This window comes from Pseudomonas protegens (assembly GCF_003363755.1).
GTDB lineage: Bacteria > Pseudomonadota > Gammaproteobacteria > Pseudomonadales > Pseudomonadaceae > Aquipseudomonas > Aquipseudomonas danubii.
Map to the genome: position 1 here is coordinate 6,272,956 of NZ_CP031396.1, position 23,546 is coordinate 6,296,501.

Here is a 23,546-nt window from a genome sequence, read left to right on the forward strand (position 1 = left end):
GGGGACGGTCCGTGGGGGCTGTCGATGGCTTCAGGTCCTGGCCTTCCACAGGCCGAACTTGCCCGCCAGATCCAGCTTGGGATCACGTACCCGGGTCAGGTTGATCGCGGCGCCGGACCAGCCGCCCTCCATCTCTTCACTCAGGTGGTATTTCAACAGGTTGTACTGGATCGCCGTCCCCCCCAGTTGCTGGTAGCCGATGCGTGAGGTCACCGCCTCCAGCAAGCTGGAAATCAGGTACTGCAGCGGCGTTTCGTAGGCCTTGATGGCGATGCCGTAGTCGAAGCTCTCAGCGTTGCTTTCGCGGAAGCAGGCAAAGAATTCCTGCTTGCTCATGCTGCTGGACATGGCCGTGTTGTAGCTCTGGCGACAGGCTTCGAGGTCGGCAGCGCCGGGCCGGGGCAGGGCCAGGTGGTTGTTGAGGTTCTTCAGGGTCACACAGCCCTGGGTGGCGATGACCTCGGGCATCAGGGTCACGTCCAGTTCACCGGCACGGTCGGGGAGGTTGTGCCAGGTGTTCAGGCTGTTGCGCAGTTGCTCCAGGCTGGCGCCGGGATAGCCTCGATAGCCGTACACATACGCCGGCGGCAGCACCAGGCCCATGACCGAATTCATCTGCGAGACCGTCAGGTTCTGATAGTCGCGGTCATAGATGCGCGCGCTGTACTCGTCGAGGGAATGGCGCAGCACCGAGGGCTTGAGGTTGCGCACCGACTTGCCGTTCTCCAGGGCCTCGAACAGGCTCTTTTCGTTGAGCTGGGACTTGACCTCCACGGTGGCGATCACCCCTTCGATCAGGTACACGTCGGCCGAGCCGAAGGTGCGCAGCGTGGGGAAATCGTTGCGGTAGATGATCAGGTCGATCTGCTTGGAGATGCCGCCTTGGGCGTCGATGATCTGTCCGGCACCGATGCTGATGTTGCTCGGTAGAAAACGCTTGAGGACGTCACGGATGAAACTCTCCCGGGCGTCGCCAAGGACCCCGGAGTGGCTGGCAATGGTGCTGCTGACGCTGAAACTGCTTTCCAGGACCCGGGCGATGGATTTCGCCCATTTGCTGATGATTGCCACGCGGTCTTCCTTGAATGTCAGGGGATGAGCAAGTCGAAATGGCTGGTGGCCAGGGGTTCGCCGTTGACCAGCAACTGCACGCCATGGCGTCCGGGATAGTGACGGCGGGTGGTCAGTTCGCGGATCTGCTGGCTGCGGCCCAGGTCCACCCGGGCCAGGCCTTGCAGGGTGAAGGTCTTGAGCTTGAACACCTTGCGCGCCGTGGCGCCTGAAGCCTTGACGTAATCGATGGCGTAATCCACCACCAGGCGCTGGTGGCGGGGGCTGGTGGAGACCAGGGTCAGGGACAGGTTGAGGCTGTCCCCCAGGCGCAATTGCCCGGGAGCCACCTGGAAGCGGCTGACCTCAACCTCGGGCCGGGCCCCGGCCCCGATGATCGCCAGGGCCCGGCGGTCGCCCTGCTTGATCAGGCTGCGCAAGGCATGACGGGCGATCCAGGCACTGTGGGGTTGCTCCAGGGGCCAGCCTTCAAGGCGTTCCAGGACCCACTGCGGGTGCTCCTTGGTGATGTCGTTGAGGTGATTGGCCACGGATTTGCGCACGTACAGGCTGGGGTCGTTGCGCAGGCGTTCGAGGATCGGCGCCGCCAGCTGCGGGTCGGCTTGCAGCTGTTCCAGGCGAAACGACCAGGGCAGGCGCGGGCGGCTGCCCTCGCTGGCCAGGCGACGCACGTGTTCATCGCTGTCGGTGGCCCACTCCTGCAGGACGGCCAGCGTGCGCTGGCAGTCCTGGCGCAGAAAGTGGCGCACGGCGAACTCGGATGAACCAAACCCGGTGAAGTACTTCAGGGCTTGCATGGAGCGCTCGAAATCGTCCAGGCCGAAACTGGCCACGTAATGGGGCAGGAAGATGCACACGAAGCGGCTGTTCAGGCGCGGCGCCAGTTGGCGCAACAGCTCGAGGCTGGTGGCGTAGTCCAGGTCCAGCACCTGATGCAGGCTGTCGCTGACCCGGGCCAGGCGCTGCATCAGCGACAACTGGGGCAGATCTTGGCTGGCCAGCTGCAAGAAGGCCTGGCGCTGGAAGTCTGGATACACCGCGTGCATCTGTTCGGCGATGTGTTCCAGGCGTTCCTGGTTGAAGATCTCCTTGAGGGCGGGAGCGTTCTGCTGGCTTGAGCTCATGGGGTGTATCCGTTCAGTGGCGAGGCGGCGTCCACTTTACACAACCGCTCCTGACAGAATCTGTCGGTAGTCGCTGGCCACCACCACAACCTGCCGTCCCCAGTCGCTGGTTGGCCAGCCAAGCAGTCCCTGGGGGCGAGGCAAGGTTCAGTGGCCTGTTCGCCAGCAAGCCGGCTCCCACGCGGTGTGGTCTGAAGCGCCGTCAGCGCATCGGCGGCAGCGGGCTCTCGATCTGCTCGTCCTGCTCGTCGGCGGCGAACAGTCGGGCCAGTTCGGCCCGGGCTTCCTGGGCGCTCTGCAGCACTTTGGCAGCGTCGTCGTAGACCGCGTGCTGGGCCGCCAGCAGTTGTTCGTCGTGCTGGGTGAAGCGCTGGATTCGCGAGTCGGCCTGGGCCTGGCTGAGCCCCAGGCCCACCAGGGTGCGGCGGCTCATTTCCAGGCTGGAGTAGTAGGTTTCCCGCACGGCCTGTGCCTCCAGGTCCATCAGCCGGTGCACGTGCTGGCGGTTGCGCGCCCGGGCGATGATCTTCAGGTGCGGGTAGAGTTTGCGCACTTGTTCGGCGGTCTTGATGTTGGTTTCCGGATCGTCGGTGGCGATGACGAAGTACTCCGCTGTACCGACCTTGGCCGCGCTGAGGATTTCCGGGCGCATGGGGTCGCCGTAGAACACCGGCATGCCGCCAAAACTGCGGATCAGTTCGATGGTGTCCACCGAGGTGTCCAGGGCGACGAAGGGGATTTTCTGCGCCCGCAGGATACGCGCCACGATCTGCCCCATGCGGCCCATGCCGGCGATCACCACCCGCGGGCTGTCGGCATCGATCTGACGGTACTCGGCGGGCATTTCCAGGGGTTTGGCCTTGGGTTTGAGCCAGCGCGAGCAGGCCAGCAACAGCAACGGGGTCAGGGCCATGGACAGGGTAATGGTGAGCACCAGCAGGTCATGCAGGCGGGCCTCGAACAGGCCCTGGTCGCGACCGATCTTGAACACCACGAAGGCGAATTCACCGCCGGCCGCCAGCACCACGCCAAGGCGCACCGCGCTCTCGCGATTGAGCTCGCCGGCCAGCCGCCCGACCACAAACAGCAGCGGCAGCTTGAGGCCGATCAGCAGTAGGGTCAGGCCCAGCACCGCGATGGGCGCGCTGAGCAGCAGGCTGATATTGGCGCCCATGCCGACGCTGATGAAGAACAGCCCCAGCAGCAGGCCCTTGAAGGGTTCGATCTGCGCTTCCAGCTCATGGCGGTATTCCGAGTCCGCCAGCAGCAGGCCGGCAAGGAAGGCGCCCAGGGCCATGGACACGCCCACCAGATCCATCAGCCAGGCGGTGCCGATCACCACCAGCAGGGCGGTGGCGGTGGACACTTCCGGCAAGCGGGTGCGGGCCACGATGCGAAACACCGGGCGCAGCAGATAACGCCCGCCCACCACCACCACGGCGATGCTGCCCAGCACTTGCAGGCCGTGACGCAGATCCTCGGCGCTGCTGGTGTGGTGATCGTTGCCCGCCAGCACCGGGACCATGGCGATCAGCGGAATGGCGGCGATGTCCTGGAACAGCAGGATGGCGAAGGCCATGCGCCCGTGGGGGCTGTTCAACTCCTTGCGTTCGGCCAGGCTTTGCAAGCCCAGGGCGGTGGATGACAGGGCCAGGCCCAGGCCCAGCACGATGGCGCTGTTCAGCGATTGGCCGAACAGAAACAGGGCCACCACGCCGATCACCGTGCCGGTCAACAACACCTGGGCCAGGCCAGCGCCGAACACCGCCTTGCGCATCACCCACAAGCGCTTGGGCGACAGCTCCAGGCCGATGATGAACAGCAACAGCACCACCCCCAGCTCGGAGATGTGACTGACGCTTTGCGGATTGCCCACCAGCCCCAGCACCGAGGGGCCGATCAGCACCCCGGCCAGCAGGTAGCCGAGCACGGCCCCCAGTTGCAGGCGCTTGGCCAGGGGCACGATGAGCACGGCGGCGCAGAGGAACACGACGGCGGCTTGTAGCAGGTTGCCTTCATGGGGCATCGGGGGGACTCCAGGGAGAACGGGGCGCAGTGGATGATAAAGGCTCGCCGGTGACAAACAGCGGATGGCTGTTGCCAGTCTGCGCCCGGATAAAAACGGCGTGGATGTTCTGAGACTGGCGGTGCGCCCTGCAAGGCACGTCGGAGTAGGGGGCAAGCTGGAGGGGAGAGAAGCTGGAGGGGCGCGCCAGTCAGTGCGGCCACTGCTCCAGCAGGATCGCCACGAATTTTTCCGCCGCCGGCGACAGCGATGCGCCGCGTCGATACACCAGGCCCAGGGTGCGATTGACCACGGGGTCGGTCAGCGGAACGCTGACCAGGGTCGGGTGATCGGCGGCCGGCATGGCCAGGCTCGGCATCGCCGACACCCCGAGGCCGGCCTCCACCATGCCCAGCGACGTGGACAGGTGCTGCACCTCGTAGAACCACTGGGGCCGCCAGCTCAAGCCGGACAGGGCGTGGTCCAGCAGCATGCGGTTGCCGCTCAGGCGACCGACGCCGATCAAGCGGTAGTCGCTCAGTTCCGACCAGGTCACCGAGCTGCGCTCGGCCAGTTCGTGGTCGCGCCGGCAGGCCAGGACAAAGGGCTCGTTGACCAGTGGCACGAACTCGATGTCCGGGTGCTGGCCGCTCATCATGTTGATGCCGAAGTCCGCTTCGCCGCGCAGCACCGCTTCAAGGCCCTCGTTGGCACTGAGGTCGAGCAGACGGATGCGGATTTTCGGGTAGCGCTGGTTGTACAGGCGAATCACCGACGGCAGAAAGTAGAAGGCCGCCGTGGGGATGCAGGCCAGGGTCACCTGACCGATCTGCCGTTCTGCCAGCTCACGGATGTTGAGGATCGAGTCGTCGAAGTCGTCCAGCAGGCGTCGGGCCTTGGGCAGAAAATCGCGACCGACGCTGGTCAGGCTGACCTTGCGCGTGGTGCGGTCGAGGAGGGCGGTGCCCAGCCCCTCTTCGAGCTTTTTCATGCGTCGGCTCAGGGCCGGTTGGGACAGGTGCAAGGCGTCGGCCGCTTCGTGAAAACTCCCCAGTTCGGCGATTTTCACGAAAGATCTGATGTCCTGAAGCTCATATTCCATGGGGGCTACTCAAGGCGGGAGTCGGGTGGGGCGCTGGCGGACACGATATTTAACTCATGCGCGAAACGCAATAATCTCTCTGATCTTTGCATTGGAAACACATTTTAATCCCTGACACTCTTGTGCCCAGAACATCAATTACCTCGATTGATCAACAAGAGTCAGTGTTCATGCAACGAATTCCTTGTGTGTTGATGCGCGGCGGCACCTCCAAAGGGCCGTTTTTTCTGGCCTGGGATCTGCCGGTGGCCGTGTCCGAGCGTGATGAGCTGTTGCTCAACCTGATGGGCTCCGGCCATGAGCTGGAAATCGACGGCATCGGCGGTGGCAGCCCGCAAACCAGCAAGGTGGCGATCGTCAGTCCTTCGCTGCACCCGGACGCCGATGTCGACTACCTGTTCGTCCAGGTCATGGTGTCCCAGCGGCGGGTCGATACCGCACCCAACTGCGGCAACATGCTCTGCGCTGTCGGGCCTTTCGCCATCGAGCAGGGGCTGGTCAAGGCCACGGGGGCTCAGACCCAGGTGCGGATCCGCAACCTCAACACCGGCACCCTGGTCCATGCCCAGGTCCAGACCCCCGATGGCAAGGTCAGCTACGAAGGCGATACCACCATTGACGGCGTGCCGGGCAGCGCGGCGCCGGTGGCCCTGACCTTTCTCGATGCTGCCGGGAGCAAGACCGGCCAGTTGTTCCCCACCGGCCAGCCCCAGGATTTGATCGACGGCATTGCCGTGACCTGCATCGACATGGCCATGCCCATGGTGCTGGTGCAGGCGGCCTGCCTGGGCAAGCGCGGCGATGAAAGCCCCGCCGAACTGGACGCCGATGCGGACTTTCTCCAGCGTCTGGAAAGCCTGCGGGTGAAGGCCGGCCTGGCCATGGGCCTGGGGGATGTCAGCGACAAGGTGATTCCCAAGCCGGTGCTGGTGTCCCCGGCCCGGGCGGGGGGCACCCTGGCGGTGCGCTATTTCATGCCTCACAACTGCCATCGGGCCCTGGCCATCACCGGCTCCATCGGCCTAGCTACCGCCTGTGTCACCGCCGGCAGCGTGGTGGCCGAGATGCTCGGCGGGATCAGTGAACCGCGTCTGCATCAGGTTCGAATCGAACACCCCAGTGGGGCGATAGATGTCGTATTGTCCTACAGCGGAACCAGCCCCGAGACCATCCGCGCCTCGGTGGTCCGCACCGCTCGCCGATTGTTTTCCGGGTATGTCTACGCGCCTGCTGCACAACGTCTAGCCGGTTAGTCGACGCGCTGTCGATCCTGGTTGCATCAGAACAATTCTAAAAATGGGTGATGCCATGAAAGTTGTTAAATCGCTCTACTTCCAGATCCTCTGCGCGGTGTGCCTCGGGGTACTGGTGGGGCACTTCTGGGCCCAGCAAGCCATTGCCTTGAAGCCGCTGGGCGACGCCTTCATCAAGCTGATCAAAATGATGATCGCTCCCGTGGTGTTCTGCACCATCGTCACCGGCATCGCCGGCATGAGCGACAAGCGTTCCCTGGGGCGGCTGCTGAGCAAGACCATGCTGCTGTTCCTGGGCCTGACGCTGATCAGCCTGTGCATCGGCCTGGCGGCGGTCTACCTGTTCCAGCCCGGCGCGGGGATGAACATCGACCCCACCCGGCTGAACACCCAGGGCCTGTCCCAGTACACCGAGTCGGCGGCCAAGCTGGGGGTGGTGGAATTCTTCATGCACATCATCCCCGAGACCTTCATCGGCGCCTTCAACAAGGGCGAGGTGCTGCCGGTGCTGTTTATCGCGGTGCTGTGCGGGTTTGCCCTGTCGTCCCTGGGCGAGCGCGGCAAGCCGGTGCTGGAGGTGCTGGAGTCGGCCTCGCAGATGGTGTTCAAGATTTTTTCCTACCTGATGCGTTTTGCCCCCGTCGGCGCCTTCGGGGCCCTGGCCTTTACCGTGGGCCAGTACGGCATCACCTCCCTGGGCGCCCTGGCCAAACTGATCATGACCCTGTATGTCGCCTGCGGCTTCTTTGTCTGCGTGGTCCTGGGGGGCATTTGCCGGGCCAACGGCTTCAGCCTGTGGAAGCTGCTGCGCTACCTGCGCGAAGAGTTCCTGGTGGTGCTTGGCACCTCGTCCACGGAGCCGGTGATGCCGCGCATGCTGGAAAAACTCCAGGCCCTGGGCTGCCGCAAGAGCGTGGTGGGGCTGGTGCTGCCTACCGGCTATTCGTTCAATCTCGACGGTACGGCGATCTACCTGTCCCTGGCGGCGATCTTCATTGCCCAGGCGTGCAACATCGAGCTGAGCGCCGGCCAGATCGTCACCATGCTGGCGATCATGCTGCTGTCGTCCAAGGGCGCTGCCGGAGTGACCGGCAGCGGTTTCGTGGCCCTGGCCTCGACCCTGACGGTGATTCATGACATCCCCCTGGCCGGCCTGGCGTTGCTGATCGGCATCGACCGCTTCATGTCCGAGGCCCGGGCCTTGACCAGCCTGGCCAGCAACGCCGTGGCAACCGTGGTGATCGCCATTTCGGAGCAGGCCTGCGACCGCCAGGTGCTGTTGCGCACGCTCGATGGCCAGCCTCTTGCGGCCCAGGCCGCTGCTGCCGACGACACCCCGGCGAGCGCGCTGGCGAACAAGCTCGGCTAGACCTCCCAGGCCGCACCGCTTTACCCCAAGTACCGACTCAACACCTGTGCCGGGCGCCCTTGATCGGGGCGTCCGGTGCTCGGGTGGCCGTGCGCCCGCGCGTCGGCCACGCTCATCATAAAAACAAGAGAATCGACTTATGCTCGCTTTACTCGGCCTCGCCATGGTGGTGGTCTTCACCTTCCTGATCATGACCAAGCGCCTGTCGCCCATCGTGGCGTTGACGCTGGTGCCCATCGTCTTCGCGGTGCTCGGCGGGTTTGCCGGCACCACCGGCAAGATGATGCTCGACGGCCTGAAAATGGTCGCGCCGTCGGCGGCGCTGTTGCTGTTCGCCATTCTGTTCTTCGGCTTGATGATCGATTCGGGGCTGTTCGACCCGCTGATCCGCAAGATTCTCAAGCGGGTCAATGGCGATCCGACCAAGATCGCCATCGGCACCGCGCTGCTGTCGCTGGTGGTGGCCCTGGACGGTGACGGCACCACCACCTACATGATCACCTGCGCGGCCATGCTGCCGCTGTACAAGCGCATTGGCATGAACCCGATGATCCTCGCCACCATCTCCATGCTGTCGTTGAGCATCATGAGCGGCATGACCCCCTGGGGCGGGCCGGCAACGCGGGCCATCGCCGCCCTGGGCCTGGATGCCGGCGAGTACTTCGTGCCGCTGTTGCCGACCATGATCGGTGGCGCCGCCTGGGTGGTGTTCACCGCCTACCTGCTGGGCCGGGCCGAGCGCAAGCGCATCGGCAATACCCAGCTGCAAAGCGGCGGTGGCGACTGCTACATCCAGGCGATTCTCGAAGACACGCCGCACAAGCGGCCCAAGCTGGCCTACGTCAACCTGCTGCTGGTGGTGGCGGTGATGACCGCGCTGGTGCTGGGCCTGATGCACTCGGCGGTGCTGTTCCTGATCGGTTTTGTCCTGGCCTTGATGATCAACTACCCGCAGTTGGATATTCAGAAAGAGCGCATTCTTGCCCATTCAGGCAACGCCATGACTGTGGTGCTGCTGGTATTCGCCGCTGGGATCTTCGCCGGCATTTTCTCCGGCACCAAGATGGTCGATGCCCTGGCTCAGACCCTGGTGGACTGGATTCCGCCCTCCTGGGGTCACCTGTTCCCGCTGGTGGTGGCGCTGACCAGCATGCCGTTGACCTTCGTGTTGTCCAACGACGCCTACTACTTCGGCGTGGTGCCGATCCTGGCCAACGCGGCGGCGGCCTATGGCATTTCTCCCCTGGAAATCGCCCGGGCCTCGATCCTCGGCCAGCCGGTGCACCTGATGAGCCCGCTGGTGGCCTCGACCTTGCTGCTGGTGGGCATGGTGGATCGCGACATCGGCGACTTCCAGAAAGCCACGGTGAAGTGGGCTGTGCTGACCTCCCTGGTCATTACCGCCCTGGCCTTGCTGACCGGGGCCCTGACCCTGTTCGTCTGATTGCCTCGAAACCCTCTTTTGTAGCCGGGCGCGCCTGCTGGCGGGGCGCTTGGCGAGCTGCGCCTTGAATAACAACAACGAGAAGTACGACATGAGCCATTTGCTGATTCGCGCAACGGTATTTTCCTGCTTGAGCCTGCCACCCGTGGCCGGGCTCCAGGCCGCTGACTTCATCGACGACAGCAGCCTCAAGCTGCAACTGCGCAACGTCTATTTCAACGAGAACTTCCGCGACGAACACGGCCTCAGCGCCAAGGCTGCGCGCACGGCCAAGAGCGAGCGCACCGAATGGGCTCAAGGCTTCCTGCTGGACTATCAGTCCGGATTCACCCCGGGCACCCTGGGGTTCGGGGTCGATGCCCTGGGGCTGCTGGGGGTCCGGCTCGATTCCGGCAAGGGCCGCAGTGGCACGGGGCTGCTGCCGGTGCACGACGACGGTCGCGCCGCGAGCGAATTTGCCAGTGCCGGCGCCACGGCCAAGGTGCGGCTGGCCAAGACCACCCTCAAGTACGGCACCTTGCTGCCCAAGACCCCGGTGCTGGTCTACAACGATGCCCGTCTGTTGCCGCAGACCTATCAGGGCACCCAGCTCACCAGCACCGATATCGACGGCCTGAGCTTGACCGGCGGTTATCTGCAGCGCTTCAAACTGCGGGATTCCACCGACAGCGTAGGGCTGGTGCCCGACGGCTACAGCGGCGGCCAGTCCGGGGACTTCCGCTACGGCGGGGGCGAATACAAATGGAGCAAGACCCTGCGCCTGAGCTATTTCCATGGCGAGCTCGAGAACTTCTATCGGCAGGACTTTGTCGGCCTGCAACATGACCTGACGCTGGGGCAGGGGACCTTGACCAGCGATCTGCGCTACTTCCGCAGCGCCGATTCAGGCGCGGCCTTTGACGGCAAGATCGCCAACCGCATGTTCAGCGGCCAGTTGACCTACGCGATTGCCGGGCATTCCCTTGGCGGCGGCTATCAGCGCCTGAGTGGCGATGCCGGCTTGCCGTATATCAGCGGCGCCACGGTCTACTCCTTCAGTAACGCCGGCATCGGCAAGTTCATCGAAGAGGGCGAGAAGACCTGGATGCTCAGCTATGGCTACAACTTCGCCAGCCTGGGTGTCCCCGGCCTGACCTTCAGCTCGCGCTACCTGAGCGGCAACGACGGTAAGTCCGGGACCCGGGTCGACGAGTGGGAGCGAGACGCCGAACTGGCGTATGTACTCCAGCAAGGCTCGCTCAAGGGGCTGGGGGTGAAGCTGCGCAACTACGTGTATCGCTCCGACTACTCCCGTGGACGCGACAGCAACCGCCTCTACATCACTTACGACATCGCCCTCTGGTAGCGCATCTACAACGGCGTGAAGCGCCCATCCCACTGCGGGTCCAGGCGCTGGATGCGTGCGGCCAGCGGCGGGTGGGTGGCGAACAGGCGTTCCAGGCGCAGTTTCACCCCCTGGTGGAAATACAGGTGGCTGTACTGGGCGGCGGCGAAGGCTCGCAGGCGTGAGCCGGCGCTGCTGCCGCCGATCTTTTTCAGGGCCCCGGCAATGCCCTGGGGGTTGCGGGTGAACTGCACCGCCGAGGCATCGGCGAGAAACTCGCGCTGACGGCAGATGGCGGCCTTGATCAGGTTGCCCAGCAGGCTGCCCAGGGAGCCGAAGATGAGCAGGGCCAGGCCCAGCACGGCAAACACGATCTGCCAGAAGAAACGGTTGCGGTCGCTGCCCAGGTGCTGCTTTTCAGCCTGGCGCAGCACCGCGATGCCCGCCAGGCTGAACACCAGCAGACCGTGGATCACCGCCAGCAGCCGGGTGTTGAGGCGCATGTCACCGTTGTAAATGTGGCTGAACTCATGGGCGACCAAGCCCTGCAATTCGTCGCGGTCCAGATGGACGAGGGCACCGCGAGTGATTCCGAGCACCGCCTGCTCCGTGGTCAGCCCGGCGGCGAAGGCATTGATCGCGTCTTCCGGCAGTACATACACCGCCGGCAGGGTGGCGCCGGAGGCCAGGGCCATTTCCTCGACGATATTGAGAAGGCGCTGTTCTTCGCTGCCCCGCGGCGAGTCGTTGATCAGGCGTCCGCCCAGGTGCTCGGCGATCACCTTGCCGCCGGCCCGCAGGCGCCAGGTCTTGTACCAACTGCCCAGCACCACTATCAGCAGCATGAGCAGTGCTATGACCGCGACCACGGCCCAGTTCAGCACCTTGGGCTGGCCGTACTCCTGGCTCAGCTCGCGCCATAACAGGCCCAGCCCCAGGCTGCTGAGGCTGACCAGGGTGGTCACCGCCAGGGTCATCAACAGCAGCAGTTTGAGGGTGTGGCGCCGGGCACGGGCCTGGTGTTGAAAGAACTTCATGCAAGTTTCCGGGGGCAGGCGGCGGGGTTATTGGAACGACACTTTGCTGGCGTCCTGGATCTGCGCGCTGTCGGCGAATTGCAGCAGCGCGGCATCGGCGCGATGGCCGAACAGACCGGCGAAAAACAGCGCCGGCACTTGCTGCTTGCACAGGTTGTAGTCGGTCACGGCGTCGTTGAAGGCCTGGCGCGCGTAGGCGACCTTGTTCTCGGTGCTGGTCAGTTCTTCGCTGAGCTGCGCCATGTTCTGCGAGGCCTTGAGTTCCGGGTAGGCCTCCAGGCTCAGGTGCAGGCGGTCGAGGACCTGGTCCAGGGCACCCTGGTCCTGGCCCAGGCGGGCAATGCGCGCGCTGTCGCCGGGTTGCGCGGCGGCCGCTTGCAGGCTGTCCCGGGCGCTGTTGCGGGCCTCGGCCAGGGCGGTCAGGGTCTGGCGCTCGTGCTGCAGGTAGCCCTTGACGGTTTCCAGCAGGTTGGGGATCAGGTCGTAGCGGCGCTTGAGCTGCACTTCGATCTGGGCGAAGGCATTGCGCAGGCGATTGCGCCGGGTCGTCAGACGGTTGTAGAGACTGACCAGGTACAGCGCCAGAACGGCGAGCAGCACCAGGGCGACGATATCGGCGGTGGCCATGGGATGTCCTTATCGGGGTGAGGCGTGGGGGCGGCCATGGTAACGGAAACGTCCCGGGCCGTGACAGCGCTTTGCTCAAGTAGCCAATCAGGGATTGCCCCGGGTCGGCAATTCTGCGAAAAAGCGCGCGGCGCTCCGGCTTCAAGGTCGAGGGGGCGCCTTTCATTCGATGAACCAGGGACAGGCAATGGACAAGATCATGCTCAGGTTGACGGTGGTCGACGATTACCCACCGGTTGCCAGCGAAGGGGTCTGGGCTGAGCAGCAGCCGGACGGCCTGTACCGGATCGCCAATCTTCCTTTCTATTCCCAGGACGTCTGTTATGACGACGAGGTGGCCGTCCAGGTCGAGGCCGATGGCCTGAAATGGTTCAGGCAGGTGGGGCGCAGCAGTGGCAACAGCACCTTGCGCGTGGTGTTCTTCAAGGCCGGCCGGGAGCTGATCCCGGAGGTGCTGGAGCGGATCAACGCCCTGGGTTGTCGCTGGGAGGGCATGAGCCAGGCCTTCTTCGCGGTCAACGTACCGGCCTCTGTGCCGTTGGACAGCGTGCTGGAGTACCTGCAGGCGTGCGTTGACCAGGATTGGCTGGATTATGAAAGCGGGCTGTTGCGCCAGTGACCGCGCCAGGGAGCAAGGACCGATGAACTTGAAATTTCATGCCAACACCTACAGTGCCTATACCGAGGACGACGTGCAGATCCTGGGTTTTGCCGACGATGGGCAGCAGCCCGAGCACTACCTGCTGTTGCAGCGTGCCGAATGCTTCGACGAGCAGGATCGGCAACTGGGCATGGACACCTATTACGTCGAGCTGGGCGGGCAGGGCGTGGCCGGCTATGGCGGCATCGAGCAGCTGCAATTGGCCCCGGGGCGCTTGACCCTGCAGTTCTCCAGCACCCTGGACTGGTGCCGGGGCCTGCCCGGCCTGGACATCAGCTGGGACGCCGGGCTGGCCAGCGTCGAGGAAGTCCGGGCGGCGCTCGGCGAAATACTGCTCGGCACCGACACGCGCATTCAGCTTCAGTCCGGGCCGGGGGCGCCGCAGTGATTGCCAAGGCGCGGCAATTCTGCGAAAAAGCGCGCCGCGGTCCCGTGTCGGGGCAATGTTTGAACGGGAGTGAAGCATGAGTGACCAATTACAGGTGATCGATATCCAGCTGGGCGACGGCAAGGCGGTGGTCAAGGGCGCTTTGATCACCACCCAGTACCGGGGCTTTCTGGAGGACGGCAGCAGCTTCGATTCCTCCTACGATCGCGGCAAGCCGTTCCAGTGCGTGATCGGCACCGGGCGGGTGATCAAGGGGTGGGACCAGGGCCTGATGGGCATGCAGGTGGGCGGCAAGCGCAAACTGCTGGTGCCGGCGCACCTGGGCTACGGCGAGCGCAGCATGGGCGCGATCCCGCCCAACTCGAACCTGATCTTCGAGATCGAGTTGCTGGAAGTGCTGACCCGTGACGACTGAGGGGCCGGCGCACACCTCAGCCGCACCCTCGACACCCGCCAACAAGGCGTGCCCGGTGCTGCTGCGCTACACCACCGAGCTTGAGGTCTTGGCCTTTCGCCATCCGCTGGCCGGCCTGCAACTGGTCAAGGGCACGGTGGAGACGGGAGAGTCGACGGCCGCTGCGGCGGTCCGCGAGCTGGCGGAAGAAGCGGGCGTCAAGGCCGAGGAAAGCCGTTTTCTCGGCCTCTGGCACTCGGGGTTTGCCGGCCAGGTGTGGGCTTTCCATGAGTGCCGGGTGCCGGCGCCGCTGCCCGAGAGCTGGACTCACTTCACCGCGGATGACGGCGGCCATCACTTCGAGTTCTTCTGGCATGCCCTGGCCAGCCCGCCGTCGGCCCAATGGCACCCGCTGTTCCAGGCGGCCCTGGTGTTTTTGCGCGAGCGCCTGCTCGACGCCGACGCCTAGGTCGGGTTGGCGGGTATCACTGCCCCAGGCGGTACTGGTTGTTGCCGCTGCGCTTGGCTTCGTACATCGCCAGGTCGGCGATGTGCAGCAACTGGTCCATGCGCCCGGCATGGTCGGGAAACACCGCCACCCCCAGGCTGCTGCCGATGCTGTGGCGCTGGCTGTCTACCTCCACCGGGGGCGATAGCTGGCTGAAGATCTTTTCGCCGATGCGCCGGGCTTCTTCCGTCAGGTCGAGCCCCGGGGACAGCCCCTCCAGAATCACCACGAATTCGTCGCCGCCGATCCGCGCCACGGTATCGCTGCTGCGCAGGATGCCTTGCAGGCGTTGGGCCGTGGCGCTCAGGACCCGGTCGCCGGCAGCGTGGCCGTACTGGTCGTTGATCGCCTTGAAACCGTTGAGGTCGACGAACACCAGGGCCACCCGGGTCTGATTGTGACGCGCCTGCTCCAGGGCCCGGGACAGGCGCTGTTCCAGCATCAGGCGATTGGGCAGGCCGGTCAGCGGATCGAAGTGGGCCAGTTGCTGCAACTGGCTGGTGGAGACTTTTTCATCGGTAATGTCCCGCACCACCCCCATCATCTTGATGGTGGTGTCGTGCACGTTCTTCACCACGTTGCCGGTTTCCCGCAGCCAGTGGATGCTGCCGTCGGGCCACACCACGCGGTACTCCTCATCGTGGTTCTCGCCGGTTTCCAGGCAGCGCAACTCGCCGGCGCGGACCCGTTCGCGATCGTCCGGATGCACGCAGGAGCAGAACAGTTCGTAGGAGGGCACCACTTCGCCGACCTTGAAGCCGAACATGCCGTAGATGGCTTCCGACCAGTACAGGCGCTGGGTGTCCACTTCCCAGTCCCAGGTGCCGATGCGTGCGAAGTACTGGCTGCGCTTGAAGCGCTCGGCATCGTCGGGCACGCCTTCGGCGAGTGTGCGATAGACGCGCAACTGGGCCTGGGCGCGGCGTTCGCGGCGCAACAGCCACAACGCCAGCAGGGCCAGCAACAGGGACAGACACAGCAGGGGCCAGACAGCAATCATCGGATTCTGGACAGCATGGAAGAGGGTGGTCCTGAGGGGTGGATAGCACTTGGCTATGTTAATTCATGGCGTGCTTCCCACAGGAGATTTTTATCGGCTGGCGAGCGGTTTTTCCACAATGTCGCCACGGGCTACGAATGCCCGGGGCACAGTCACGCGTCACCGGTGGGCGCCGGCATTGCTCAGTTCCAGCACGGCGTAGCCCAGGCCCAGCAGAGCCACCAGTAGCAGCGCCAGGCTGGAAATGCCGGTCACCAGGCGTTTGTACTTCAGCGAGAAACCCTGACGCGCCACCAGGATGTAAGCCCCCAGCACGGCAAAATCCACCAGCATCCAGACCAGCGTCAGCAGCAGCGCACTGTGCTGCAAGGAGCGGGTGACCTGGATGAACTGGGGGAAGAAGGAGGCAAAGAACACGATGTCCTTGGGGTTGCCGATTCCCACCAGGAAACCGCTGGCCAGGCCCTGGCGGCCCTGGTCGGTGTGTGGCGCCGCTTCCGCGGGTGCCGGGCCAAACACCTCGCGCAGTCCTTGCACGCCCAGCCAGCCGATGAAGCAACAGCCCAGCAGACTGACCCAGCCGATCAGGCGCGGGTCCAGCGCCAGGCCGGTGGTCAGCATCAGCACCGCCAGCAGCGCCAGCAGCAGTGAGGCGGCGTTGGTGCCCAGGGCGGTCAACACGGCCTGGCGCGGCCCGGCGTTCATGCTGGTGTTGACGATCAGGGCCACCACGGGCCCCGGGGTGGCCACCAGCATCAGTACGCTGAGTGCGTAGGCCAATAATAACGACAGGTTCAGGTCCACGAATAACGCCTTTCAAGTCATGTGAAAGGCCTCAGCTTGGCGGCTTTGAGCTGCATTGAAAAACGCAAAAAGCTATGACCTACTATGAGTTTTAATCATTATTGGTGCCTGTCGATGGTCGAATCCCTGCCGCCGCTCTACGCGTTACGGGCCTTTGAAGTGGCCGCCCGTTCCAGCTCCTTTACCCGGGCCGCCGAGGAACTGTCCCTGACCCAAAGCGCCATCAGCCGGCATATCCGTACCCTGGAAAGTCAGTTCGGCTGTCGCCTGTTCGAGCGCCACGGCCCCAGGCTGGTGCTTACCGAAGCCGGACAGCGCCTGGCCCGGGAGCTCAAGGTGGGCTTTCGGATCATCGAGGATGCCTGCCTGCCGCTGCGGGCCAACACCGGCCAGTTGCGTCTCAAGGCGCCTTCGACCCTGACCATGCGCTGGCTGCTGCGGGTTCTGGAGGCTCTCAAGGGGCAACAGCCGGCACTGGCGGTGCAACTGGCCAGTGTCTGGATGGACTTCGACCATGTGGATTTTTACGCCGAGCCCTACGACTGCGCGATTCTCCTGGGCAACGGACACTTTGGCGCCGGGATCGAGGCCTGCAAGCTGTTCGATGAGTGGCTGATTCCCATCGGCCCACCCGAGCCCGCGGACGGACCGCCCTGGACCCTGGAACGGCTCAAGGACGCCGAGCTGATCCATCCTTCGGCGGACCGTCGCGACTGGCGCCGCTGGCTGCAGGCACAAGCACCGCAGGACCGGGCGTTGCTGGAGCAGGTGCGGCTGGAGCGGGGCAATGTCTTCGACACCCTGGACCAGGCGATCTGCGCTGCCATGGCCGGGCACGGCCTGTCGATCGGCGACCTGCATCTGGTGGCGCAGGACATTCGCCTGGGGCGGATCAGCCTGCCGTTCCCCAGCGCGGTGGCCTCAGGGGACGGCTATTACCTGGTGTGGCTGCGCGACAGTCCACGCCAGGAGCACATCGCCCGGTTGCGGGCGTTTCTATTGAGCCAGGTGCTGGATATCAGCGACCTCGAACTGGACTACCGGGTGCCGGGGGCGGTCACCGGCCGTCCTGAACTCAGTTGAGGAGGATGTAGTCGTTGCGCTGCACGATGCCCCGGTGCGGGCCGGGCACCAGGTGCACATAACGGCCCTCCAGCAGGTCGATCGGCAGGCAGTCGTCCACGTCCAGCAAGGCATCGGTGTGGGATTTGTGCCAGTGGGCCAGCATCTGCCGTTTGCCTTTGGCCTTGGCTTCGGCCTTGTCCCGGGCCACCACCAGCAGGTAGCTGTGGGCCTCGCCAAAGGCCGCCGCTTCGTAACCGCCCAGGTTCAGGAAGTACAGGCGTGGTGCACCCGGCTGCGGTGCCAGGGGGCTGAGTTCGACCTTGTAGTCCTCGACCCCGTCGACCTGCATCCAGGCGTCGATGTGCAAGCCCGCCTGGCTGCCGAACCAGCCTTCGCGCAGTTGCGGGTAGGCGGCTTCGAGACGCTCGGCGACCACGAACTGGACATCGTGGACTTCAATTTTCGCTCTGGGGTGTTTTCCCCCCAGCATCACCACAAACAGCATTGTTGTTCCTTTTCCAGGATCGGTTTTGGCCGTGGGGCACCTTTTACCTCAAGCGCGCGGAGACTGCCAAGGCGCTTGCCGGTTATCCGGCGGCATCGGTGAACAGCGGCAGGCGGCCGTTGACCGAAGGCAGGTAATTCCAGTCTAGCGTCAGGGTGCTCAGCCCCGGCGAGCGCAGCAGCTGCTGCAGCAAACTCTGGACGATGTTCAGCGCCAGGCCCTGGCCGGGACAGCGGTGCGTGCCGCTGCCAAAGCTGAACCCCTGGTATGCCGGATCGCAGCCGGTGACCGCGGCCAGGGCCGGGTCGTGGTTGGCCGCCGCCAACAGCACCAGCACCGTCTCGCCGGCTTGCAGGTCCACGCCCAGCAGGGTGCAAGCCGTGGCGACGAACCGTCGGGTGTTCTGCACCGGCGGGTCCAGGCGCTGGCGTTGGAGCAGCCAGGCACTGAGCCGGTCCGGGTCATGGGACAGGCGCTGGCACAGCGACGGCTCCGCCAGCAGGGCGATCAGGCTGTTGCCGATCAGCCCGGCGCAGGCGTCGTGGGTTTGTGCCAGCAGGCCCAGCAGGTTGGCCTGCAGATCTTCTGGGGCAAGGCCCTGGCTGCGCTCGAGGATCGCCCTCAGGAACGGGCTGTGTTGCGGCGCATCGAGCAATGCCTGCATCTGTTGGATCAAGTGCTGCGCCGCTGAGTCGGCGGCCTGCAACTGTTCTGCGTTGCTCAAGGGGGAGAGGCAGGCTACGAATTCGCCGGTGCGTCGGGCAAGGTCTTCGCGCCGCTCGGCGGCTATTCCCAGCAGTCCTGCCAGCAGTGCCACCGGCAGGCGCCATTGCCAGCGTTGCAGATCGTTGGCGCCTTGGGGGGCGCTCAGGGCAGGGCGCCACTGTTCCAGCCAGGGCTGCAGGTCGATGGTGCCCAGCTGCTGCAGCGGCGCCGCCATGGCTGCACGGGGACAGCCGTGGCGCAGGCCATCGTTCATCCGCATCAGGCGTGCAAACACGTCCCCGGCAGGCCGCCCGGCGATGGCCCGGGGCACCGGCTCCTGGGGCGGTCGGACACGGCAGGCGGGGTGGTTCAGCACCGCCGCCACTGCGGCGGCGCTGCTGGCGACCCATAGGCCCAGCGCTGAATCGTAGGTCAGGCCTCCCCGGGCACGCAGGCGGGCGTAATAGAAATCGTAGGGGGCAAAGTGGGTGGCAGCGCTGATCGGGTCCATGATTTGTCTCTTTGTTGGGCAGATATCCAGGTTGCTACTATCCTCATCTTTTCGAAGACACGATTCGTCATGGAGCGAAATATGAATGTAGTGCAGAACGACCTGGGGGTATCCAACGTGGCGGCGGCCATCGCCGAGCCGGCCCGTACCCGGATGCTTTGTGCGCTGATGGATGGCCACGCCCGTACCAGCACCGAGCTGGCGGCGATTGCCGAGGTCAGCACTTCCACCGCCAGCGCCCACCTGGCCAAGCTCAGGGACGCCGGCCTGCTGCGGGTGCAGGTCCAGGGGCGGCACCGTTACTACGGCCTCGGCGATCCGCTGGTGGCCCAGGCCCTGGAGGCCCTGATGGTGATCGGCCAGGGCAGCACCTTCACCCCGCGTACCCCGGACCGCCTGCAATTTGCCCGCACTTGCTACGACCACCTGGCGGGCACCCTGGGGGTGCAGTTGCACGACCGGATGCTGGAAGCCGGCTGGTTGCTGATGGGGGAGGAGGGCGAGGACTACCGGGTCAGTGACAGTGGTGTCGAGTTCTTCCGCGGCCTGGGCATCGACGTGGCCGAACTGAGCAGGCTGCGCCGAAACCTGGCCTGTCCGTGCCTGGACTGGAGCATGCGCAGCCCGCACCTGGCGGGCGCCTTGGGGGCGGCGCTGCTGCGGGTGCTGTTGCAGCGCAAATGGCTGAGGCAGGATGTGGACAGCCGAGCCCTGACCCTGACCGGCACCGGCGGGCGCTACATCAGCAAGTACTTCGGTATCGCCTTGATTCAGCCATCCAAGCCGCTGTCGGCGTCGGCCAGTCTGGAGCTGCAAAGCCTGGGGGCCTGAACCCCGGCGGCTGTGCGGTAAGGGGCTCTGGTGCAGTGCCCGAGTGTGCGATCAGCTGATGCCAGGGCTGCTCAATCGGGCACCACGGACTCCAGCAAGTCACGATCCAGCCCCACCATGGCCTGCTCCAATCGCGTCAATGCCGTCTTGATCTGGCCGGCATTCGCGCCTTCGCGGCAGGCCTTCTCCAGGTATTCGCATTCATCGATCAGGGCCTGGGCATTGATGATCCGCGCCGCGCCGCGGATACGGTGAGCCAGGTCGGTCACGCCTTTATTGTCGGGGTTGGCCAGCAACCCGCGGATCTGCTTCAAGTCCTGCTGGTTGCTCTGGTGCAAGCCCTTGAGCACCCGCTGAATGGATGCTGGGTTGCCGCCGGTGAGGTGGTCCAGTTGCTGGATGTCGAAGCGCTCACTGTTGGCCTTGAGTTGCAAGCGGGGCAGGGCGGGCAGTTCTCGCAGACGGCGGTCCAGTTCCGGCAGGGCAATAGGCTTGAAGATGCATCCATTCATGCCGGCGTCCCGGCAACGCTGTTCCTCTTCGGGTTGGACGTTGGCGGTAAAGCCGAAGATCTGCACCGGCGGCCGGCCCTGGATCTGTTCGGCAACACGGATTTGTCGGGTCAGTTCATAGCCGTTCAGCACCGGCATGTTGCAGTCGGTGATCACCACGTCGAAAGTTTCCCGCTGCCAGACTTTGTAGGCTTCGGCGCCGTTCTGCGCCTGGCTCAATGAATAGTTCAGGAAGCGCAGTTGTTCGCACAGCAGTTGGCGATTGGCCTGGCTGTCGTCCACCACCAGGATATGCAGCGGTGCCCTGGCGGCGACCGACGGGGTGGCTTGCGCTACAGCAGGCGGGGCATCGGGCAGTGGGTCGAGGCGATTCAACTGCACCTGCACCCGGGCCAGGGTGCCGACGCCCGGCTGGCTCTCCAGACGCAGTTGGCCGCCCATCATTTCGCAGAGCGTGCGGCAGATCACCAGCCCCAGTCCGGTGCCCGAGCGGGCGTTCTGATGTTGCCCTGGCACCTGGCTGAAGGGCTGGAACAGCCGTTGCTGGTCGTCGGGATCGATGCCGATCCCGGTGTCCTTGACGGTCAGCAGCAGGGGCAAAAGTTGCGCATCGTCACCCTCGGCCTGCAAACGGATCTGCACCCCGCCGTGTTCGGTGAACTTGATCGCATTGCTCAGCAGATTCGACAGCACCTGCTTGAAGCGCAGTGGGTCCACCAGCACGTCGCCATTGACGCTGCTGTCCAGATCCAGCTCCAGGCGCAGGCCCTTTTGCCGGGCCAGGCCATCGAAGACCCGGAACACCGACTCCACCAGATCCCGCAGGTTGGCCCGTTCGGGGCTCAGGCTCAGGCGTCCGCTTTCGATCCGGGCGATGTCCAGGATGTCGCCGATCAACTCCAGCAGGCCCTGGGCCGAACTGTAGGCCACCTCGATCGAGCTGCGGTCGAGCTGGCCCTGGTCGGCACGCTTGAGGGCCAGTTCCAGCATGCCGATGACCGCGCTCATGGGGGTACGGATCTCATGGCTCATGGTGGCCAGGAAGGTAGTCTTGGCGCGGTTGGCCTTGTCGGCGTCGTTCTTGGCCTGGGTCAGCTCGTCCAGCAGTTGCTGGCGCTCACTGATGTCCAGCCAGCCGCCGATGATGCCGAGGATTTCGCCCTGGGCATTTCGATAGGGCAGCATCCAGTGGTAGATCTGCGTCTGCTGCCCGCGGATATGGACGGTGCGGTCGATCAGCAGCGGCGGGCCACCGTCGAGGATGCTTTGGAAATCTTTAGCGAACAGACCGGCTTCGGGCACCGCCAACTGTTCGAGGTTGCTGCCCAGCACGCTCTCGCGATCGGTGCCCATGGTCTTGAGATAGCTGTCATTGCAGATCACCAGGCGCCGCTCGAGGTCGCGCACGTAGATCGGATTCGGCGTGCCGTTGATCAGCGCGTCCATGAAGCGCATTTGATCGTTGAGCGCATGCTCGGCCCGTTCGCGCTGGCTGACCTGGCGGCGCATGGCATAGCCCCAGGCCAGGGCGATCAGCAGCAACAGCACGCAGACGGCACCCGCCAGGTAGAGGGTGGTGCGGTAGTCGCGCCAGGAAGGAGGGACGACAGCGGCCTTGGAGCGCCAACGATTATTGAGCTCGGTAATGGCGTCGGGAGAAATGCTGCGCAAGGACTTGTCGATGATGCTGAACAGCTCCAGTTGGTCCCTGCGCACGCCGAAGGATTCGTTCAGCAGCGGCAGGTTCAGGGCCGATCGGACCTTGAGCTGGTCTTGCTTGATGCGCGGCAAGTTGAAACTGACGGCGATTTCCGCTTGCACCGCAGCATCGCCCTTGTGGTCGCGCAGCAGGGCCAGGGCTTCGAAGTTGGTTTGTACTTCTTTGACCCGGATCTGTGGATAGCGCTGGCGCAGCAGCGGCACCAGGGCATGGCCGCTGCCGATCAGCAGGGTCTTGCCGGCCATTTCTTCCAGGGTTTTCGGCGCATCGGGAGCGTCGCGAGTGATCAACATGTAGGGCCCGACCAGGTAGGGGCGGGTGAATTGCAAGTAGCCTTCGCGCTCGGGGTTGCGGGCTCGATCGGCCACCATCTGCACCCGGCCCTCGCGTACGGCGTTGTTGAGGTCCGTGAAGCTGGGCATGGCATCGATCTCGAAACTCAGCCCGGTCTTGGTCTCCAGCATGGCCAGCAGGTCGGAGGTAATCCCCAGGTAATTGCCTTCGGCGTCGAAGTAGGACATCGGTGGCAGATAGCGGTGGATGCCGATGCGCACCACGGGGTTGTTTTCGATCCAGCGTTGTTCGTCGGCCGTGAGATCGGTTTTTTCCATGCTCAGCAGCAGGCGGTCGCCCCAGCGATTGCGGATGCTGATGTCCTGTTCCTTGTGGATCGCTTGCAGCGCACTGTCGATCAGGCGTTGCAACTGCTGGTTGTCTGGGTTCACGGCGAAGGCGAAACCCGGGATGCTCGCGGGGCCGCTATAGATGATCCGCAGGTAGTCGCTGTAGTTGCGCGAGATCAGGAACTGCGCCGAGACCGCATCGCTGAGCAGCACATCGGCATCACCGAAGGCCACGGCGGCCATGGCGGCATCCGTGCTGTCGTAGCCTTCGATCTGTGCCTTGGGGTACATGGCCCGGGCAACGGGCAGGCTGATGGTATCCGGGGAAATGGCCAGGCGACGTCCCTGCAAGCCGTTTTTCAGCGATGGAGAGTCCCCGAGGCGGGCCACCAGCGTCGGGCGATTGACCAGGTAGCGTTGGCTGCGCAGGAGCTGATGTTGCTGGGCATCGACCGGTGTCACGCTGCCCATGAAGTCGATCTCACCCTTGGCCAGGGCCTTGAAGACCTGTTCGCGGTTGTCATAGGCACGGACGCTGATCTTCACCCTCAGAGCGTCCGCCAGCAGGCCGATGTAGTCTGCGGTGATGCCTTCGTATTCCCTGGACTCGTTGACCATCTCCAGCGGTGGCAGGTTCTGCTGCGAGGTGCCCAGCACCAGTTCGCGCTTGTTGCGCAGCCATTGCCAATCATCGTTGGTCAAGGGCAATTCATGGTGGTGGGGTGATTCATAGTTGAGCAGTTGCAAGGGAGTTGCTGTGTCTCCCAAGGCGGGAAAGCATGCCAGCCATATCAGCGTTGGCAGGAGGAAGCGGGGCATCGGGGCTCCTGATCGAAGAACGGCACAAGGATGAGTCGAGGAGGAACTGGGCTGGCTGAGTTGACCGCCGCACAAGGGCTGATCGTCAATGCTGGATATCAATATAGATCAAGGAAGAGCGCGAAACGGGCCTATTTTCCTGAG

21 protein-coding genes are annotated in these 23,546 nt (G+C 64.4%); 10 read left to right on the forward strand and 11 right to left on the reverse strand.

Annotation, left to right across the window (positions count from 1 at the left end):
• Positions 1–30 precede the first annotated feature (30 nt).
• The 4 genes from DWF74_RS28555 to DWF74_RS28570 all read right to left on the reverse strand — a co-directional run bounded on the left by DWF74_RS28555 (position 31) and on the right by DWF74_RS28570 (position 5,302).
• Positions 31–1,071 carry a DUF6602 domain-containing protein gene (locus tag DWF74_RS28555; protein WP_102864375.1) on the reverse strand — a complete coding sequence of 347 codons (1,041 nt, stop codon included), beginning with the start codon at positions 1,069–1,071 and terminating at the stop codon, positions 31–33.
• 17 nt (positions 1,072–1,088) lie between these two features.
• Positions 1,089–2,195, reverse strand: coding sequence for a DNA alkylation repair protein (locus DWF74_RS28560; RefSeq protein ID WP_102864376.1), 1,107 nt, complete (start codon positions 2,193–2,195; stop codon positions 1,089–1,091).
• A 202-nt stretch (positions 2,196–2,397) separates the two neighbouring features.
• Positions 2,398–4,221 carry a monovalent cation:proton antiporter-2 (CPA2) family protein gene (locus DWF74_RS28565; protein ID WP_102864377.1) on the reverse strand — a complete coding sequence of 608 codons (1,824 nt, stop codon included), beginning with the start codon at positions 4,219–4,221 and terminating at the stop codon, positions 2,398–2,400.
• Positions 4,222–4,411: 190 nt separating this feature from the next.
• Entirely contained in the window at positions 4,412–5,302 is an 891-nt protein-coding gene (locus DWF74_RS28570) for a LysR family transcriptional regulator (protein ID WP_102864378.1), read from the reverse strand.
• A gap of 170 nt (positions 5,303–5,472) precedes the next feature.
• On the opposite strand from DWF74_RS28570, the gene DWF74_RS28575 reads away from it, so the two are divergent.
• The 4 genes from DWF74_RS28575 (at position 5,473) to DWF74_RS28590 (ending at position 10,713) form a co-directional block, all read left to right on the forward strand.
• On the forward strand, positions 5,473–6,555 hold the full coding sequence (locus tag DWF74_RS28575; protein WP_115582227.1) for a 4-oxalomesaconate tautomerase: 1,083 nt from the start codon (positions 5,473–5,475) through the stop codon (positions 6,553–6,555).
• Between the two features lie 43 nt (positions 6,556–6,598).
• On the forward strand, positions 6,599–7,924 hold the full coding sequence (gene dctA, locus DWF74_RS28580; protein WP_115582228.1) for a C4-dicarboxylate transporter DctA: 1,326 nt from the start codon (positions 6,599–6,601) through the stop codon (positions 7,922–7,924).
• Between the two features lie 139 nt (positions 7,925–8,063).
• The gene (locus DWF74_RS28585; protein ID WP_102864381.1) at positions 8,064–9,368 is read left to right on the forward strand and encodes a CitMHS family transporter; all 1,305 of its coding nucleotides are present in this window, start codon (positions 8,064–8,066) and stop codon (positions 9,366–9,368) included.
• 91 nt (positions 9,369–9,459) lie between these two features.
• Positions 9,460–10,713, forward strand: coding sequence for an OprD family porin (locus DWF74_RS28590; RefSeq protein WP_115582501.1), 1,254 nt, complete (start codon positions 9,460–9,462; stop codon positions 10,711–10,713).
• Between the two features lie 5 nt (positions 10,714–10,718).
• Here the strand turns inward: DWF74_RS28590 and DWF74_RS28595 are convergent, their stop codons facing one another.
• Positions 10,719–11,729 (reverse strand): M48 family metallopeptidase, encoded by a 1,011-nt coding sequence (locus DWF74_RS28595; RefSeq protein ID WP_115582229.1) that lies wholly within the window; start codon positions 11,727–11,729, stop codon positions 10,719–10,721.
• A gap of 27 nt (positions 11,730–11,756) precedes the next feature.
• Positions 11,757–12,356 (reverse strand): LemA family protein, encoded by a 600-nt coding sequence (locus DWF74_RS28600; RefSeq protein ID WP_060838821.1) that lies wholly within the window; start codon positions 12,354–12,356, stop codon positions 11,757–11,759.
• 187 nt (positions 12,357–12,543) lie between these two features.
• Between DWF74_RS28600 and DWF74_RS28605 the strand changes: the two genes are divergently transcribed.
• From DWF74_RS28605 to DWF74_RS28620, 4 genes are all read left to right on the forward strand, one after another.
• Positions 12,544–12,975 carry a DUF4265 domain-containing protein gene (locus tag DWF74_RS28605; protein ID WP_115582230.1) on the forward strand — a complete coding sequence of 144 codons (432 nt, stop codon included), beginning with the start codon at positions 12,544–12,546 and terminating at the stop codon, positions 12,973–12,975.
• 22 nt (positions 12,976–12,997) lie between these two features.
• On the forward strand, positions 12,998–13,405 hold the full coding sequence (locus DWF74_RS28610; RefSeq protein ID WP_115582231.1) for an Imm10 family immunity protein: 408 nt from the start codon (positions 12,998–13,000) through the stop codon (positions 13,403–13,405).
• A gap of 76 nt (positions 13,406–13,481) precedes the next feature.
• Complete coding sequence (locus DWF74_RS28615; RefSeq protein ID WP_060843293.1) at positions 13,482–13,820, forward strand: FKBP-type peptidyl-prolyl cis-trans isomerase; 339 nt, start codon at positions 13,482–13,484, stop codon at positions 13,818–13,820.
• A complete protein-coding gene (locus DWF74_RS28620) occupies positions 13,810–14,268 on the forward strand; it encodes an NUDIX hydrolase (RefSeq protein ID WP_102864384.1) in 459 nt (152 codons plus the stop codon). Before DWF74_RS28615 ends, DWF74_RS28620 begins: the two co-directional genes overlap by 11 nt.
• 16 nt (positions 14,269–14,284) lie before the next feature.
• Here DWF74_RS28620 and DWF74_RS28625 read toward each other — a convergent pair whose 3' ends face one another.
• Both DWF74_RS28625 and DWF74_RS28630 read right to left on the reverse strand, forming a co-directional pair.
• On the reverse strand, positions 14,285–15,307 hold the full coding sequence (locus DWF74_RS28625) for a sensor domain-containing diguanylate cyclase (RefSeq protein ID WP_102864385.1): 1,023 nt from the start codon (positions 15,305–15,307) through the stop codon (positions 14,285–14,287).
• A 159-nt stretch (positions 15,308–15,466) separates the two neighbouring features.
• Positions 15,467–16,105: a LysE family translocator gene (locus DWF74_RS28630; RefSeq protein ID WP_205413518.1), complete on the reverse strand. Its 639-nt coding sequence runs from the start codon at positions 16,103–16,105 to the stop codon at positions 15,467–15,469.
• A gap of 120 nt (positions 16,106–16,225) precedes the next feature.
• Between DWF74_RS28630 and DWF74_RS28635 the strand changes: the two genes are divergently transcribed.
• The gene (locus DWF74_RS28635) at positions 16,226–17,194 is read left to right on the forward strand and encodes a LysR substrate-binding domain-containing protein (protein WP_115582233.1); all 969 of its coding nucleotides are present in this window, start codon (positions 16,226–16,228) and stop codon (positions 17,192–17,194) included.
• Here DWF74_RS28635 and DWF74_RS28640 read toward each other — a convergent pair.
• Together DWF74_RS28640 and DWF74_RS28645 are read right to left on the reverse strand one after the other, a co-directional pair.
• The gene (locus DWF74_RS28640) at positions 17,187–17,681 is read right to left on the reverse strand and encodes a DUF1543 domain-containing protein (protein ID WP_102864388.1); all 495 of its coding nucleotides are present in this window, start codon (positions 17,679–17,681) and stop codon (positions 17,187–17,189) included. The two genes, DWF74_RS28635 and DWF74_RS28640, sit on opposite strands and share 8 nt — an antisense overlap.
• Positions 17,682–17,763: 82 nt before the next feature.
• The gene (locus DWF74_RS28645) at positions 17,764–18,897 is read right to left on the reverse strand and encodes a cytochrome P450 (protein WP_102864389.1); all 1,134 of its coding nucleotides are present in this window, start codon (positions 18,895–18,897) and stop codon (positions 17,764–17,766) included.
• A gap of 81 nt (positions 18,898–18,978) precedes the next feature.
• Between DWF74_RS28645 and DWF74_RS28650 the strand changes: the two genes are divergently transcribed.
• Positions 18,979–19,728 (forward strand): ArsR/SmtB family transcription factor, encoded by a 750-nt coding sequence (locus DWF74_RS28650; protein WP_102864390.1) that lies wholly within the window; start codon positions 18,979–18,981, stop codon positions 19,726–19,728.
• Between the two features lie 71 nt (positions 19,729–19,799).
• Here the strand turns inward: DWF74_RS28650 and DWF74_RS28655 are convergent, their stop codons facing one another.
• Entirely contained in the window at positions 19,800–23,402 is a 3,603-nt protein-coding gene (locus DWF74_RS28655) for a transporter substrate-binding domain-containing protein (RefSeq protein ID WP_102864391.1), read from the reverse strand.
• Positions 23,403–23,546 lie beyond the last annotated feature (144 nt).

Excerpts from the sequence above, each read along its gene's own strand:
- DWF74_RS28560 (WP_102864376.1), bottom strand. The coding sequence starts at position 2,195 with ATGAGCTCAAGCCAGCAGAACGCTCCCGCCCTCAAGGAGATCTTCAAC.
- DWF74_RS28565 (WP_102864377.1), bottom strand. The coding sequence starts at position 4,221 with ATGCCCCATGAAGGCAACCTGCTACAAGCCGCCGTCGTGTTCCTCTGC.
- DWF74_RS28570 (WP_102864378.1), bottom strand. The coding sequence starts at position 5,302 with ATGGAATATGAGCTTCAGGACATCAGATCTTTCGTGAAAATCGCCGAA.
- DWF74_RS28575 (WP_115582227.1), top strand. The coding sequence starts at position 5,473 with ATGCAACGAATTCCTTGTGTGTTGATGCGCGGCGGCACCTCCAAAGGG.
- dctA (WP_115582228.1), top strand. The coding sequence starts at position 6,599 with ATGGGTGATGCCATGAAAGTTGTTAAATCGCTCTACTTCCAGATCCTC.
- DWF74_RS28585 (WP_102864381.1), top strand. The coding sequence starts at position 8,064 with ATGCTCGCTTTACTCGGCCTCGCCATGGTGGTGGTCTTCACCTTCCTG.
- DWF74_RS28590 (WP_115582501.1), top strand. The coding sequence starts at position 9,460 with ATGAGCCATTTGCTGATTCGCGCAACGGTATTTTCCTGCTTGAGCCTG.
- DWF74_RS28595 (WP_115582229.1), bottom strand. The coding sequence starts at position 11,729 with ATGAAGTTCTTTCAACACCAGGCCCGTGCCCGGCGCCACACCCTCAAA.
- DWF74_RS28600 (WP_060838821.1), bottom strand. The coding sequence starts at position 12,356 with ATGGCCACCGCCGATATCGTCGCCCTGGTGCTGCTCGCCGTTCTGGCG.
- DWF74_RS28605 (WP_115582230.1), top strand. The coding sequence starts at position 12,544 with ATGGACAAGATCATGCTCAGGTTGACGGTGGTCGACGATTACCCACCG.
- DWF74_RS28610 (WP_115582231.1), top strand. The coding sequence starts at position 12,998 with ATGAACTTGAAATTTCATGCCAACACCTACAGTGCCTATACCGAGGAC.
- DWF74_RS28615 (WP_060843293.1), top strand. The coding sequence starts at position 13,482 with ATGAGTGACCAATTACAGGTGATCGATATCCAGCTGGGCGACGGCAAG.
- DWF74_RS28625 (WP_102864385.1), bottom strand. The coding sequence starts at position 15,307 with ATGATTGCTGTCTGGCCCCTGCTGTGTCTGTCCCTGTTGCTGGCCCTG.
- DWF74_RS28635 (WP_115582233.1), top strand. The coding sequence starts at position 16,226 with ATGGTCGAATCCCTGCCGCCGCTCTACGCGTTACGGGCCTTTGAAGTG.
- DWF74_RS28640 (WP_102864388.1), bottom strand. The coding sequence starts at position 17,681 with ATGCTGTTTGTGGTGATGCTGGGGGGAAAACACCCCAGAGCGAAAATT.
- DWF74_RS28645 (WP_102864389.1), bottom strand. The coding sequence starts at position 18,897 with ATGGACCCGATCAGCGCTGCCACCCACTTTGCCCCCTACGATTTCTAT.
- DWF74_RS28650 (WP_102864390.1), top strand. The coding sequence starts at position 18,979 with ATGAATGTAGTGCAGAACGACCTGGGGGTATCCAACGTGGCGGCGGCC.
- DWF74_RS28655 (WP_102864391.1), bottom strand. The coding sequence starts at position 23,402 with ATGCCCCGCTTCCTCCTGCCAACGCTGATATGGCTGGCATGCTTTCCC.